The sequence below is a fragment of the Rhizobium sp. CFBP 8752 genome (genome assembly GCF_014842035.1).
Taxonomy (GTDB): Bacteria; Pseudomonadota; Alphaproteobacteria; order Rhizobiales; family Rhizobiaceae; genus Neorhizobium; species Neorhizobium soli.
In genome coordinates this window covers 194,147-208,635 of record NZ_JACYUZ010000005.1, presented here as the reverse complement: position 1 = coordinate 208,635, position 14,489 = coordinate 194,147, and the positions used below count along the sequence as shown (strand labels likewise).

At 58.4% G+C, this 14,489-nt stretch carries 13 protein-coding genes and 2 pseudogenes; 5 read left to right on the top strand and 10 right to left on the bottom strand.

Annotation, left to right across the window (positions count from 1 at the left end):
* The first annotated feature begins 132 nt into the window (after positions 1–132).
* On the top strand, positions 133–564 hold the full coding sequence (locus IFT59_RS21410; RefSeq protein ID WP_192088225.1) for a response regulator: 432 nt from the start codon (positions 133–135) through the stop codon (positions 562–564).
* A 238-nt stretch (positions 565–802) separates the two neighbouring features.
* On the opposite strand, the gene IFT59_RS21405 is transcribed toward IFT59_RS21410, so the two are convergent.
* Both IFT59_RS21405 and IFT59_RS21400 read right to left on the bottom strand, forming a co-directional pair.
* Entirely contained in the window at positions 803–1,138 is a 336-nt protein-coding gene (locus IFT59_RS21405; RefSeq protein ID WP_192088224.1) for an ArsR/SmtB family transcription factor, read from the bottom strand.
* Positions 1,139–2,142: 1,004 nt separating this feature from the next.
* Positions 2,143–3,039, bottom strand: a complete 897-nt coding sequence (locus IFT59_RS21400; protein ID WP_113165907.1) for a LysR family transcriptional regulator — start codon at positions 3,037–3,039, stop codon at positions 2,143–2,145.
* 128 nt (positions 3,040–3,167) lie between these two features.
* Here IFT59_RS21400 and IFT59_RS21395 point away from each other — a divergent pair.
* The 4 genes and pseudogenes from IFT59_RS21395 to IFT59_RS21380 form a co-directional block, all read left to right on the top strand.
* Positions 3,168–3,644, top strand: a pseudogene (locus tag IFT59_RS21395) (carboxymuconolactone decarboxylase family protein); the annotation flags it as partial.
* A gap of 68 nt (positions 3,645–3,712) precedes the next feature.
* Positions 3,713–4,465, top strand: a complete 753-nt coding sequence (locus IFT59_RS21390) for an SDR family oxidoreductase (RefSeq protein ID WP_113165909.1) — start codon at positions 3,713–3,715, stop codon at positions 4,463–4,465.
* A gap of 55 nt (positions 4,466–4,520) precedes the next feature.
* A complete protein-coding gene (locus IFT59_RS21385; RefSeq protein WP_113165910.1) occupies positions 4,521–4,943 on the top strand; it encodes a cupin domain-containing protein in 423 nt (140 codons plus the stop codon).
* A gap of 66 nt (positions 4,944–5,009) precedes the next feature.
* Entirely contained in the window at positions 5,010–6,086 is a 1,077-nt protein-coding gene (locus IFT59_RS21380; RefSeq protein WP_192088223.1) for a mechanosensitive ion channel family protein, read from the top strand.
* On the opposite strand, the gene IFT59_RS21375 is transcribed toward IFT59_RS21380, so the two are convergent.
* From IFT59_RS21375 to IFT59_RS21340, 8 genes and pseudogenes are all read right to left on the bottom strand, one after another.
* Positions 6,021–6,509, bottom strand: a complete 489-nt coding sequence (locus tag IFT59_RS21375) for an RrF2 family transcriptional regulator (protein ID WP_113165912.1) — start codon at positions 6,507–6,509, stop codon at positions 6,021–6,023. The two genes, IFT59_RS21380 and IFT59_RS21375, sit on opposite strands and share 66 nt — an antisense overlap.
* Positions 6,510–6,875: 366 nt before the next feature.
* Positions 6,876–7,754 (bottom strand): ribokinase, encoded by an 879-nt coding sequence (locus IFT59_RS21370; protein WP_192088222.1) that lies wholly within the window; start codon positions 7,752–7,754, stop codon positions 6,876–6,878.
* Entirely contained in the window at positions 7,751–8,626 is an 876-nt protein-coding gene (locus IFT59_RS21365; RefSeq protein ID WP_113165914.1) for a MurR/RpiR family transcriptional regulator, read from the bottom strand. The genes IFT59_RS21370 and IFT59_RS21365 overlap by 4 nt, the downstream gene beginning before the upstream one ends.
* On the bottom strand, positions 8,623–9,597 hold the full coding sequence (locus IFT59_RS21360; protein WP_192088221.1) for an ABC transporter permease: 975 nt from the start codon (positions 9,595–9,597) through the stop codon (positions 8,623–8,625). Before IFT59_RS21360 ends, IFT59_RS21365 begins: the two co-directional genes overlap by 4 nt.
* Positions 9,590–11,128, bottom strand: a complete 1,539-nt coding sequence (locus IFT59_RS21355; RefSeq protein ID WP_113165967.1) for a sugar ABC transporter ATP-binding protein — start codon at positions 11,126–11,128, stop codon at positions 9,590–9,592. Before IFT59_RS21355 ends, IFT59_RS21360 begins: the two co-directional genes overlap by 8 nt.
* Before the next feature lie 58 nt (positions 11,129–11,186).
* Positions 11,187–12,248, bottom strand: coding sequence for a sugar ABC transporter substrate-binding protein (locus IFT59_RS21350; RefSeq protein WP_062460310.1), 1,062 nt, complete (start codon positions 12,246–12,248; stop codon positions 11,187–11,189).
* 56 nt (positions 12,249–12,304) lie between these two features.
* Positions 12,305–13,294, bottom strand: coding sequence for a sugar phosphate isomerase/epimerase family protein (locus IFT59_RS21345; protein WP_113165916.1), 990 nt, complete (start codon positions 13,292–13,294; stop codon positions 12,305–12,307).
* 244 nt (positions 13,295–13,538) lie between these two features.
* Positions 13,539–14,391, bottom strand: a pseudogene (locus IFT59_RS21340) (IS3 family transposase); the annotation flags it as partial.
* Positions 14,392–14,489: the final 98 nt, after the last annotated feature.

Below are 14,489 nucleotides of genomic sequence, written 5' to 3'. Positions count from 1 at the left end.
CTGGAGCAACCAACCAGCGGGATCGATACGCTCGGTTGGTACGCGGCGAAGGTGCGCTTTCTGACCAAGCCGGACGTCCGCGCGTCGTAGGTGTATAGTAGTTACATCACAGCTAAAAGGATGGTCATGCTCATGCCCAACATTTTGCTACTGGAAGACGAGGCATTGATTGCGCTGGATGTAGAACGAACGTTTGCGGATGCAAAAATTGGACAAACGACAAGTTTTGCATCCTGCGTAGGAGCGCTCAGTTGGTTAAGGACGAATACGCCGGATGTTGCCGTTATCGATATTTTCCTAAGGGACGGCGAGTGTGATGAAGTTGCGGATATACTGGTTGCCCGCGGGGTCCCACTTGTCATTCACAGCGCACGCAGGGGAGTGGCTAGCGACACCCACCGCGTGTTTTTGAACGGGACTTGGATCTGTAAACCTTCGGACCCCGACGAGCTGACGCGTGCGGTCAGTAACTGCCTCGCGAAGCCCGTGCAACGCCAGTCTGCGGCGACAAACGGGGAAAATCTGAAGGCTCGCAAAAGGCAAGCCTGGGGTCTTCAGGCCTAATTACCTGTATTGCAGTGGAACCAAGGACGAGCATAGGATTTGAAGCTCATCGGCGCCGATGTATGAGACGAGGCCCAACAGCGAATTCCGTAAGATGTTGCGCTAAGGTACAGTTCTCTACCAGCCGCAGAGTGCTCCAATGAACTCATGCTCGTAGAAATTGTGCAGCCTTCGTTCCGCCTCCGTTCCGTCATTGTTTTGTCTAGGTTAGCACTTCCTAATTTACTGGAGTGGTGTGCTACAACGACAATTGGTTGCCATCGCATTCGTAATCAGTATCTTCGGTGAATATCGCTTCCAACACCTTCAAGACTTGTGCCACTTCCGACGATGCGCAAGAGTAGTAGATCGTCTGAGCCTCACGACGACAATGAACGAGTTTTGCCAGCCGCAACTTTTGTAGGTGCTGTGACAGCGCAGACTGGCTCAAGCCTACCTCAGCTGCGAGCAGCCCGACTGATATTTCATTTTTGATGATCAGCGACAGAATGATGAGACGTTTTTCGTTCGACATAACATCGAGAAGGCCAGCGGCTTTGGCGAGTGTTTGTTCATCCGGCGTATTCGCGAGCATAATCTCTTCCAGACCACACTGAGCTGTAGTTAGCTTAGCACAACGACACAATTAAGGATAGTATCGGCAGGAGCTTGAATATACAATTGGCCAAGTTAGGAAGATCGGAAGTGTACGATTTCGCACTCCAGAGCCGAATTGAATAACTACCCTGCACCTCAAGAAGCTTTCCGCAAACTCTGTCAGTGGCTAAGTCAGCTGGCTCATGAGGCGTTCTTCATCGAAATTTTAAGCTTGCTGCTGACGATTATTGTCTCACCCGAACGGGGTACCAGAAGCCTTTGTAGATGGCCCGCACCTCTGGATCGCTCGAAGTGTTTCGCGGCTGGGTTAACTTGGTCTGAAGAACTCACCGCCCCTCGCCTTGAAGGGATCTGAACCATTTACCCGGTTATTGGATAGGGCTAAAGGCTGAAATTCCACAGCGACGAACGTCGGTTTGTTTCACGGTGAACGACGGATATGGGGCCGTTATCGGACTGACCGGTATCAGCGAAAAATTCGGGAAGCTGACATCCAACATACGACGAGCACGCAGTCCGCGCGGCATTTCGCGCAGGTTCAATCACATACCTGGGTAGAGTGCAAATCAGCGAGAGCTCTGTTTTATATGACTTATTTGGTGGACTTGCTAGGTTTGAGAGACGGTGTATTCCCTGGCGCGGTTTTGTTGTCACGGCGGCGCTGATCCGGTTTCCCCGTGGATTTCGCTATCGGCTTCGGTCCTGGTTTAAGTGCCATGACTGCTCTCCTTTTTTGATTTGAGAAAACAAGCGTGCGCGTACCTTTTGACGGGGGCTTACGACACAGCAATACTATACAATAGTCCACACTGGTTCAGGCTGAAGTCAAGGCCCAATGTATATTCATACAGTAGCGACCCCCAACGAAAATCGGCAGGCCAGGCGGGAGGCACTTTGCCCCACGAGGCCCAGAAGGTCCCCTTGCTGATGTCGCGATGATCTTCCGCCTAGTGGTGGCCACACGCCTCATTGCGCACTGTATCAAGCCATCAAATCATCAGTACTAACCGCATCGACGAGGAATTCGAGGACTGTCCTGACGCGGAGCGGGATGTTTCTGCGGGACGGATAGACCACGTGGATGGGCAGTCGGGTCGGCGGGAAGTCCGGGATCAGCCGGACCAACCGGCCGGACGCCACATCCTGGTCGGCGAGAATATGGGAAAGCACTGCCAGTCCGCCTCCTGCCAGGGCTGCCCGATGAACACCCATGGAACTGTTGGCGATCAGGCGCGGCGTAACGCAGAGCTCGAGTTCGTCTGCGCCGTTGGAAAACGACCAGGACCGCCCGTTTCCGGCACGGCTGTAGCAGATGCAGTCGTGGCCAATAATCTCGTCCGGCGTGCGGGGAGGCTGGCGTCTCTCAAGGTAGGAAGGGGCCGCTACCAGACAGGCTGTCGTCCAGCCGATGCGCCGGCAGATCAGACTGCTGTCGCCGACTACCCCGAGGCGCACCTCGAGGTCGATCGCCTCGCCCACCAAATCGGAGGGGCTTTCGCGGAACACCAACTCGACAACCAGATTTGGATGGGCGTCCAGAAGCGCTGGAAGACGGTCACTGATATAAAGACCGAGCGGCGCTGGTAGGCTCAGCCTGACCTTTCCGGAGACAGGCCCACTCTTTGCACAATCGGTATCGCCCAGCGCTTCCACTGCCGCGATTACGCCCAGCGCCATCGGCACCATCTTCTCGCCCTCGACGGTCAGCGCGATCGCGTTTGTGGTGCGGTGAAGAAGACGTGTGTTCAGATGCGCTTCCAATGCCGAAACCTGTCTGGATACGGCCGGCTGGGTCAAGCCGAGGTCGAAGGCCGCCGCTGAGAAGGAGTTGGTTTCGACCACGCGCAGAAACGTTTTTAGCGCCAATACGATGTCCATCCGGTCCCCCATACTTTGAGACATAAGGCTTATGTCCGCAGCTTATGCGGGAAGTGCTTGCGCGTCCAGTTATTAAGGATACCTTAAGTCCATAAGGACATTGAATATCCTTAATAGGAGAACGAGACATGACTCAGCGCCTGAACTACGCACAGCAATCGCCGGAGCTTTTCAAAAAGCTCATGGACCTGACAGCCGCCATGAACGGGGGCGTCATCGAACAGCAAATCCATGACCTCGTGCACATCCGTGCCTCGCAGATGAACGGCTGCGCCTTCTGCCTCGACATGCATGTCAAGGAAGCCAAGATCCACGGCGAGAGTGAGCTGCGCCTTTACCACGTCGCCATCTGGCGGGAATCCAACCTGTTCATTCCCCGCGAGCGTGCAGCACTTGCCTGGACCGAAGCCGTCACGAAGCTACCGGAAGGTGGCATTCCCGACGACCTCTACGAGCGCGTCCGCGGCCAGCTTTCGGAGAAGGAAATCAGCGAATTGACCTTCTCGATCATGTCCATCAACGCCTGGAACCGCGCCAGCATCGCCTTCAAGGTCGTGCCTGGATCTGCCGACAAAGCCTACGGCCTCGACAAAGCTGGCCTGAACGAACCCATTCCTTGCAGCCAACCTCAATCATCAACGCGGCACATTGTGTCCGCGAACGGAGAAGACTTATGAAGATCGTCATCATCGGCGGAACCGGCCTGATCGGTTCAAAGACTGTCGAGCGCCTCCGCCGCCTCGGCCATGAAGTGATTGCCGCATCCCCCAATACCGGCGTCAACACGATCACCGGAGAAGGGCTTACCGAGGCGCTCGAAGGCACGGACGTCGTCATCGACCTCGCTAATTCGCCGTCCTTCGAAGACAAGGCTGTCATGGAGTTCTTCGAAACTTCGGGGCGCAACCTTTTGGCCGCCGAGAAGATCGCCGGCGTCAAGCATCACATCGCGCTCTCCGTCATCGGCACCGAGCGGCTCCAGGAAAGCGGCTATTTCCGCGCCAAGCTTGCCCAGGAGACGCTGATCAAGGCGTCGGGCATGCCCTACACCATCGTCCATTCGACGCAGTTCATGGAATTTCTCAGCGGCATTGCCCAGTCGGGAACGGTGGGCGACAGCGTCCACCTCTCTCCTGCCTTTGTGCAGCCGATTGCCTCCGACGACGTCGCGGACGCCATGACCGACGTGGCGCTTGCCGCACCCGTCAACGGCACCATCGAAATCGCAGGACCGGAGCGGTCAAGGTTGTCCGATCTCGTCGCCCGCTATCTGAAAGCTACCGGAGATGTCCGCACGGTCGTACCGGATACGGAGGCCCGCTATTTTAACGCCCGGCTGGAGGATGGCTCGCTGGTCTCGGACAACGGTCCGCGTCTCGGCAAGATCACCTTCGAACAGTGGTTCCCCACATCCGCCCGCAAGTGAGCAATCCTGGCCTGCGCGGTGGTCGTGCGGGCGCAAACCACCATCGGAGTTTCCCATGATCAAATCAGTTTTCTCAGCCCTCGCGCTTATCGCCATGACGATCGGCACGGTCTCGGCTCATGACAGCGCCAGTGGCGATGCCTCAAAGGTGACGCTTGTCTACGAACATGCGCTGCCGAATGTTCCGGGCAAGAGCATCAAGGGCGTTCTTGTGGAATATGGTCCTGGTGGGTTTTCCGAAGCCCATACCCATCCGCAATCGGCCTTCATCTACGCCACGGTCCTGGAAGGCTCGATCCGCAGCCAGGTCAATGGCGGCCCGGTCAAGACCTATCGCGCGGGCGAAAGCTTTTCCGAGATGCCGGGCGACCGTCACAGCGTCAGCGAAAACGGCAGCAAGTCACAGAAAGCAAAGCTATTGGCGGTGTTCGTGGTCGATATCGACCAGAAGGACCTGACCTTCCCCATCAACAAGTAAGGTCTTCAGGGCCGGGTACCGCCAGCGGTTCCCGGCCTCGGCGTCTTGCGACAGCGGAAACCGGCCATGCTCGAAGATCCCTCTTCCATTCCACTTCTTTCCGTGAACCTGCTCGGCCTCTGCGGTATCATCGTCTGGCACCTGCAGGGCCGCAATCGCCCCAAGGCGAGGTTGATCATTCAGATCTGGTTCTTTGCCGCAATGACCGGCGTGCTGGGGCTCGGCGGCATCCTGCCTTACAGGGTTGGAACGACCCAAGCTCCAGATATGCCGGCCTTTCTGGCGATCTCCGCGCGGGTGCTCTGGTGGACCCATCTTGCATGGTCGATGATCGGCGCTGTGCGGATTACCGTCCTCGACCGTCGGCCAAGCGAGGCACGGCTGCTGCAGGACCTGATGGTTGCCGTGGTCTATGTCGGGGTGTCGCTCTCGATCCTCGGTTTCGTCTTCGGCGCACCGGTCGGCACACTCGTTGCAACCTCCGGCGCCGTGGCCGTTATCCTCGGCCTTGCCCTGCAGAACACGTTGGGCGACGTGTTCTCGGGCGTTGCCCTGACGCTCGGGCGGCCCTTCGGCATCGGTGACTGGATCCAGCTTGCCGACGGCACGGAAGGACGCGTCATCGAGAACAACTGGCGCTCGACGCAATTGCTGACCAGCGCGCACAATGTCGTCGTCCTGCCGAACAGCGTCCTTGCCAAGGTCGGGCTCACCAATCTGACCCGGCCGGACGAGACGCATCTGATCGCCTTGACCGTGCGGATCGCGTCGATCCACGAGCCGAGCTTGGTAGAGGAGGTCATGAAAACGGTTCTTACGTCCTGCGGAAGCATCGTCAGACAGGCCGCGGCCGTCGTTGCACTGAAATCGATCGACGCGGCGGCCATCGAAGTGGAACTGCAGTTCCGTGTCGCCGACCCACTGCACCGGACAGCGGCCAGAAACGACGTCATCAATCTTGTTCACCAGCACTGCAGGGAGAACGGCCTCCAACTGGCCATGCCGCCGCAAAGCTATTTTTGCCCGCTTCCATCCCTGCCGGAGAGCGCCGATACCAGCGAAATGCCGCGGGCGCGATCAGCCGGCGCGATCCATGACCCACTCAAAGGTCTTGCCCCAGATATCGGCGCGGACCTCCTGTGAAAGGGTTTCGACCAGACCGGACAGCCGCACGCTGCGCAATTTGCTGCGCCATGCCTCGTCAGCTTCCCACATGATGCGCGCGACGGCGCAGGGGCTGGTGTCGCAGAAGCCCGCAGGTCGGCAGGGATTGTTGGCCCTGATATTGTTGCAGACGAAAGTGCGTGACCTTCCCTCCACGGCTTCGACGATGTCGAGAAACGTCAAATCATCGGGCGACCGCGCCAGCCGGTATCCGCCGGAAGGACCAAGCGTCGTATGGACAAGGCCCGCCTGGGACAGGCTCTGTAAAGCCTTGGAGAGATACTCCTTCGGCAGGCCATGGAATTCGGCGAGCGCCTTGGTCGACAGATAGCGCCCTTCGGGCAGCGCCGCGAGAATGGCACAACAGTGCAACGCCCACTCAACCTGGCTTTTTAAGATCATCAATTCGTTCCGCAGTGCGCAGCAAGGTCGCTATTAAGGATACACGATATCCCTATTTAAGCCCGCTGTAAATGGAGGCGACAGGAGAGCGTTCGTGAGGACCATGCGGCCGCCTGGATGCGCTTCCATCCGACGAACATGATTTGCGAGAAACGAGCTCGCCGTGTCGGACGTCTGCTTTCCGTCAGGCTCGGCGACAGCCTCCATGACCGACATGAAGGCGCAAAGCAGCGATGTCCGTTCGCCTATTCGCTCTTGAAAGGATTCGAACCAGCCTTGGCTCGTTGACACAAAAACAAGCCAAGAAAACACTGCATTAGAAGATCAGGAGTTCTGCGACGCACTGTCTGAGGAATAATTGAAAGATCAGCGCTGCGAACTCACAAGGAGCGCCGCGGCTTGGTTGGCCGCAGAAAGAGCGGTCGTTACGCGTTCTCCCTGCAGCATCTGAGCTGCGAGAACACCGATGAACTCGTCCCCTGCCCCGTGGGTGCTGACGAGCTTGACCTTGATAGCCGGGATGGTCCCTTTGGCTCCGCCTTGCTCGGCGAATGCGACGCCCTCTCCACCTGCTGTAACGACCGCCACCGGAAATGATTGTGCAAGAACCTCTGCCGTGGCGATCGCGTCTTCGAGCGTTTCAACCTCACCGCCGCCTGCCAACGCTTCCGCCTCCACCGCGTTGACCACGAGGACATCGATCTGCCGCGCCAGTTCGGGCGACAGATCTCTCGCCGGGGCAGCGTTGAGAACAACACGGCCGCCGGCTTGTTTCATTGCGGAAGCCGCAAGCACATTCGCGGCATCCGGCACTTCGTTCTGCAAGACGAGGATATTACCAGCGCGGAACAGATGCTCCGCCTGTGCCACGTCCAACTGGCCGAGCTGAAGATTGCTGCCGGAGACGATCACGGCACCATAATCGCCTTCGGCATCAAAAATCGCGACACTCATTCCGGATGCGGCACCGTCGATGACACGAACCTGGTCCAGCTCGACAGCGTTTGCTGCCAGGTTGTCGAGAAGGGTATGCCCGAAGTCATCATCGCCCACGGCACCGATCATTGCCGAGCGCACGCCGGCCTTGGCGGCGGAAACCGCCTGGTTTCCGCCTTTGCCGCCACATGCCGGGTTCCAGGCGGAGCCGGTGACTGTTTCGCCTTTGCGCGGCCGTGCCGGGCCTTTGACGATGATGTCGTAGTGGAGACTGCCGAAAACGACGACAGCGGGGTTGGATGCGGTCATAGGAATTTGTCTTTCCGTTTGGAGGCGACGGCCGCCATGGTCTTTTCGAGATTGTTTTCGGCAGCGGTGTAGTCGCGCTGCGCCACGGCAACGAACACCGCATCGAGAATATTGAGCTGGGCGATACGGGCGGCGGCGTTCTCGCCCATCAGCGGCGACCCCTGTGCCGTCGAGCACAGAACGACGTCGGAATGCTGGGCGAGCGGCGATTCATTGTAATTGGTGATCGCGATCGTTCGGGCACCGTTGCGCCGCGCCGTCTGCATCGCCTCGATGACGGCCATCGTATTGCCGGAATGCGAGAACCCGACCGCGATGTCATCGCTTCCCAGCAGCGAAGCCGACATCAGCATCATGTGGGAATCGTCGTAGACGCTGGCGCGGACTCCGATGCGAAGAAACTTGTGCGCTGCGTCGCGTGCAATCTGTGCCGAACCACCGACGCCGTAGAAATCACGATGACGCGCACCGTGGATCAGGTCGGCAGCGCGATCGAATGCTTTGACATCCATGATCGAAAGCGTTTCCTCAAGCGCATGGATCGAGGTGCGGAACACTTTCTGGATAATCTCCTCTGACGTGTCCTCGACCGACAGTTCCTGGTGCATTTCGGCGGTCGGCAAGCTGTTGTACTGCGACACCGCGTTGCGAAACTCCCGATAGCCGGCAAATCCCAGTTTCTTGGCGATCTTCACGACCATGGCTTCCGAGACACCGGCATCGGTTGCAATTTCCTTCAACGATGTGTCGTCGTTGAAGCTGCGCAACGCAAACACGGTTTCAACAACCCGTGCTTCGAGTGGTGTCAACAGTGGCAAGCGCATGCGAATGCGCGGGCCAACTGCCTTCGGATCCATTTTGTCGGATTTCATCCCCGTCCCCTTGTCGCGCGATCGATCATCATTGCGACAAGAATTATAAGGCCGGTTGCGAGAAGTTGATAGAAAGCCTGCACGTTCATCAACGTCAAACCGTTGCGCATGGCGCCGAGAATGATCGCACCGAGAATGGTGCCGACAATCGACCCCTTGCCGCCCATTAAGGAAGCACCACCGATGGCGGCCGCCGCGATCGCGTCGAGCTCCCAGAGGTTTCCAAGAATGGGCTCGGCGGCGCCGAGGCGACCGATCAGGATGAAGGACGCGAGTGCCGCCAGAACGCCGGAGATGACATATGCCGTGATCTTCGTCAGCGCGATCGGCACGCCTGCGACATAGGAAGCTTCCTCGTTTCCACCGACGGCCAAGAGATATTCGCCGATCGGGGTCTTCTTGAGGAGGACCCAGGCCACGAAGGCAACGACGGCAACGATGATGACGGAGTTTGGAATGCCGGCAACATTGCCGTTGAACAGCGACCGGAAGCCCTGTGGCACGCCAAGAACGGGGTTGCCGCCGGTATAGATAAGCGCGATGGCTCGGTAGGTGCTGAGCGTACCAAGCGTGACGATGAATGGCTGAAGGCCCACATAGGCAACAAGGACGCCGTTCACCAGACCGCAGAACGCGCCGATGCCGAGACCGGCCAGAAGCGCCACCGGCACGGGAACGCCCGAGACCAGCATTGTCGCGGTAAGCACCGCGGAGATTGCCGCCGTCGGACCGACCGACAAGTCGATACCCCCGGAGATGATGACGAGGGTCATGCCCAGCGCAATGCAGGCATTGATGCTCGACTGCTGGAGAATGTTGATCAGGTTGCGCTCAGACAGAAAGCCCGGCACCAGCGCTGCAAAGACTGCCACGATCAGGATCAGACCAATGAGTGTGCCTGCATCGCGCAGTGAGAACGAACTGAAGAGTTTCGGGGAACGCCTTGGAATTTCGGCGGCGATATCAGACATGGGCGTGCTCCTGCGTCGAGGAATCTGTGTTTGGCTCGCGATCGCCGACGGCGTGCGAAACAATGGCCTGTTCGGTCATTTCGTGTCGTTCCAACTGTGCGGCGATCCGCCCGTCGCGCATGACCATGACGCGGTCCGACAGCCGGATGACTTCTGGAAGTTCTGAAGATACGACGATGATCGACTTGCCTTCAGCGGCAAGGTTTTCGATCAGGTGGTAGATCTCGGATTTTGCGCCGACATCGATCCCGCGCGTCGGCTCGTCGAACAGCAGGATCTCGGAACCGGCGGCCAGCCAGCGGGCGATGATCGCCTTTTGCTGGTTGCCACCACTGAACAGCTTGATCGGGCGATCAATCTGGAATGGGCGCAGGTTTACCCGCTTCAGCAATGTTTCGGCGCTCTTGTTGACAGCCGAGTGGCGCACGATCCCGACCCGCGCGAACTTTCGAAGCGAGGGAAGCGCCATGTTGACCGAAACCGGGCGCATGGGGATGATGCCCTCGCGTTTGCGCTCTTCCGGCAACAAACCGATACCGGCGTCGATCGCGGAGCGCGGACCTGTCAGCTTCAATGCGCGACCATCGACGTTGATGTCACCGGACCCGATCTTGTCGACGCCCGCGATGAGGCGCAGGAGTTCTGTCCGTCCCGAGCCAACCAGCCCGGCAACGCCGACCACTTCGCCACGTCTGACTGTGAAGGAGACGTCGCGGACATGCGTGACCGCGGAGGAAAGGTTGCGCACATCGACGCGAACGTCCTCCTTCACAAACGTCTTGTGCTCTTCCTGCATAAGTTCGCGGCCGACCATCATCGCGATGACGTCTGCTTGCACCGCGGAGCGCAGGTCGACCGTGCCAACCACATTGCCGTCCCGCATGACGGTTCCCTGGTGGCAGATCCGAAAGACCTCATCCATTTTATGAGAGACGTAAATGATCGCAACGCCCGAGGCCGCCATCTTCTGGATGACGACGGCCAGGCTTTCGAACTCGGCCGGCGTCAAGCTCGACGTCGGCTCGTCCATGGCAACGATCTTGGCGTTCTCGAGCAGCGCACGGGCAATCTCCACGATCTGGCGCTGCGCAACCTTGAGGTCCTTGATCGGCGTCGACGGATCGATCGAAGGATCGATTATGGCAAGCGCTGCCGCCGCGCGCTTTTCCTGCTCGCGACGATTGACCAGCAGTCCACCCGCATATTTCAGCGGATGACCAAGAAACATGTTCTGCGCGACTGTCAGGTTCGGGATCTGCTGCAGTTCCTGATGGATCATGGCGATGCCGGCGCGGCGGGCATCTTTCGGGCTCTTAAATGTCGCGAGTTTGCCGTCGACGAAGAACTCGCCGCTGGTCTGCGGCGAGACACCGGAGAGAATACGCAGAAGCGTGGATTTGCCGGCGCCGTTTTCGCCGAGAAGAGCGTGAACTTCGCCAGGTTTGACGGTGAAGGACACATCCGAGAGCGCCTTGGCGCTCTGGAAGGTCTTGGTGATGCCCTCGAACCTGAGGCGAGCCGTTGTCGTCATCTCGGTGCTTTCATCAAAGGAGGAGAGCCGATCCTGAAGGGACCGGCTCTTGTTGCGATCACTGCGCGGCCGCAGCATCCTTCATCAGCACCTGGCGAATATCGATGCCGTCGCCCTTGTACTTGGCAAGGTTGTCCTTGGTGATCAGCGCCTGCGGTGTTGCAACGACACGTGCCAGTTTCTGACCGGCAACGAGCCGCAATGCGGTTTCCATCGCCACTTCGCCTGTCAGGACCGGGAAGCTGTCAACGGTGCCCGTCAGTTCGCCCGCTTCGATTGACTTGTAGGCGTCCGAAATGCCATCCGTGCCGAATACGGCGACCTTGCCGAGAAGACCTGCAGCCTTGACCGCCTCGATCACACCGAGCGCCATGCCGTCATTGTTGCAGTAGAAGCCGACGAGATCCGGGTTCTGCTGGAGAATGTTGGTGGCAGCGTCGTAGGACTGCTGGCGATCCCAGTTGCCGGGCACGCTGGCGACGACCTGGAACTTGGAATTCTCGCCGATGGTTGCCTTGAAGCCTGCGGTACGCTGGACGGCTGCAAAAACGCCGGCCTGGCCTTCGATGATAGCAACCTTGCCACCTTCCGGGCGGTTCTCGATGAACCACTTGGCGACACGAACGCCGTTGTCGCGCTGCACGTTGCCGACATAATGCTCAGCCTGCGGCACGACAGCGTCATTGACGTTGACGACAGGAATTTCCGCTTCCTTGGCCTGCTCCATGACGGGCTGCAGGTTCGCGTCGGTTTGCGGCGAGACGAGAATGACATTGAAGCCCGTGGTGACCATGCCTTCTGCGATCGTCAGCTGTCCCAGCTGGTCGCCTTCGCTCTGCGCTGCCTGATAGGCAACGGTCGCGCCGGCCTTTTCACCGAAAGACTTGTAGCCTTCGCCGAGCGAACGCCAGTATTCGTTGGTCAACGTCTTGGAAACGCCGCCCGCGCGCGTGCCTTCCGGGATTTTTGGAAACGCCCCGTACTTCGCTTCGAGCTGCGACCAGTCGACGCGATCCTTTTCGGTATCGGAATTGAGTGGCGCGAGATCCTGCGCGAAGGCAGCGCTTGCCATCAGCCCCAGCGCCATGCCGGCAATCGCGGATTTCAGGTGTCTATTCATATTGATCCTCCCAGGTGTGGTATGTTGAAACAGAAAAACTCTCTTGAAGCCTCTCCTCAGGCGACGTCGCCGTGCATTGCTTCCTGAATGATGGATTGCGCCGTGACCGCATCCTGACGGTCGATCGCGCCAGCAAGACGGTTGTCACGCTCAAGCCGATCAACGACGTTCAGCATCCGCTTGACGGTCTTGATGTTGACCTCGCATTCGTGAACCGGATCGAGACCGGTCATGTCAGGGAAGGTGTCGAAATAGATCGCGCCGTCATAGCCATCGCGGCGGATCTGACGCAGCAGTTCGATCGTCTGGATCGAGTGAACGGAACCGACCATCAGCCCGTCGTCGCGCTTTGCGTAACCGTCATTGAGGTGAACACCGAGCAGGCGGCTGTGCCGGGCGATCATGGCAGCGGCAAAGGCCGGCTGCTCGTCGGCATAGAGCACGTGTGCAAAGTCGAGCGTGACGCCGAGGTTGGCGCAGCCGGCTTCTTTGATGGCAAGCAGCGTGGTGGCGCAGTCTGGCATCAAGCTGTAGGAGCGCGGCTCGTTCGGCTTGTACTCGATCGAGATCAGACAATCCGCGTCATGCTCACAAACTTCACGGATACCGTCAATTTCGTGTTGCCACATCCGGTCATAGTCGGCCTGGAAGGCGTAGTCGAAACCGTCCTGGCCCAGCCAGATCGTCATCAGGTTGGAGCCGGCTTCGCGTGCGGCATCGATTCCAGCCTTGGTCAGATCGATCGCCTCGCGCCGAACGCTTTCCTCCGGATGGGTGAACGCACCAAGCTTGAAAGCCGGATTGGTGTAGTAGCGCATGGCAAAGCCGTTGATCGCCAAACCCAAATCTTCCAGCTTATTCTTGAGTTCAGTTGGATTTTCGCCAACATGATCAGGGTAGTTGAGATCAAGGTCCGTCAGACCGTCGACTTTTGCCGCCCGTGCCGCCATCTGCAGTACGCTCGGCTTGCCCTTCAGCTCCGGCCATTCACCGGCGGGATTCGACGCGAAGGAGTTGAGACGGGTGGCAAAACGGAGATTCGACAATGTCTTCGGCCCTATCAATATTAACCAGAGACCTAACTTCACAAAAATATTGCGATCTGTAAAGCAAAATAGTTTTTGCGGTGCAGCAGAATGGGTGTCTGGTCGCCCCTACTACCCGGATTGCTGAGCCACCGCGCCACATGTTCTATTTCACCAACTTCTAGCACCATGCTACGGCAGACCTGTTCCTACTTGGTCCGCTAGCTGCCTTCGCTTCAATCCTATCGACGCGGGTCCCAGCAGCCTTTGGCTTTCGCCTCCAGACAGCCATCAGCAACGCCTGCAGCACGACATCCGTTGTCTGACGGCTCTGCATCGACCAGCCGATAACACGGCGGGAATAGAGATCGATCACCACCGCGAGATAGGCGAAGCCTTGGTTGGTCCGGATGTAGGTGATGTCCGTGACCCACGCCTTGTCCGGAGCAGCAACGTCGAATTGACGGTCCAGAGTGTTGTCGATGACAATGGAAGGCCTGCCGCCATAAACTCCGGGACGGCGCTTGTAGCCGATCTGAGCCTTTATCCCGGCAATCCGCGTCAGACGCGCAACCCGGTTGGGGCAGCATGTCTCGCCGTGATCGAGCAGGTCGTCATGAAGCTTGCGATACCCGTAGACCCTGCCGCTCTCTTCCCAAGCCGTCTGGAGCAGATCAATCTGCCGCTTGTTCTCACAGGCACGCTTGCTCAAGGGCATCCGAAGCCAGGCATAAAACCCGCTGGGATGGATGCGGAACAGGCGATACATCATTCGCACCGAGAACCGCTGTTGATGCTGGGCAACGAACGCGTACTTCACTCATTGCCCGGCAGACGATGTTTACATCGTCGAGAGGGGTGCATCCCTGGCGAAATACGCGGTCGCTTTTTTTAATATGTCGCGCTCCTCCGTGACCCGCGCCAGTTCCTTTTTAAAGCTACCTGATCTCTTCGGACTGGTCGTTACCCTGGTTCCCAGACGCCAAGGAGAACTTCTTCTTCCACTCATAAAGCGAGTGCGGGCTTACACCGAGCCGCTGCAAAACCTCCGCAACTGGATAGCCCCGTTCCGTGATCTGACGCACCGCGTCGCGCTTAAACTCTTCGCTGAATTCGATTTGCTCATGGTGATCTTCTTGCCTCAAAATTAGGAAAGAAGGCGTCTACAAATCGCGGGGCTATTCAGTCAGCTTCACCAAAGCTCTCAGAAGTTGAT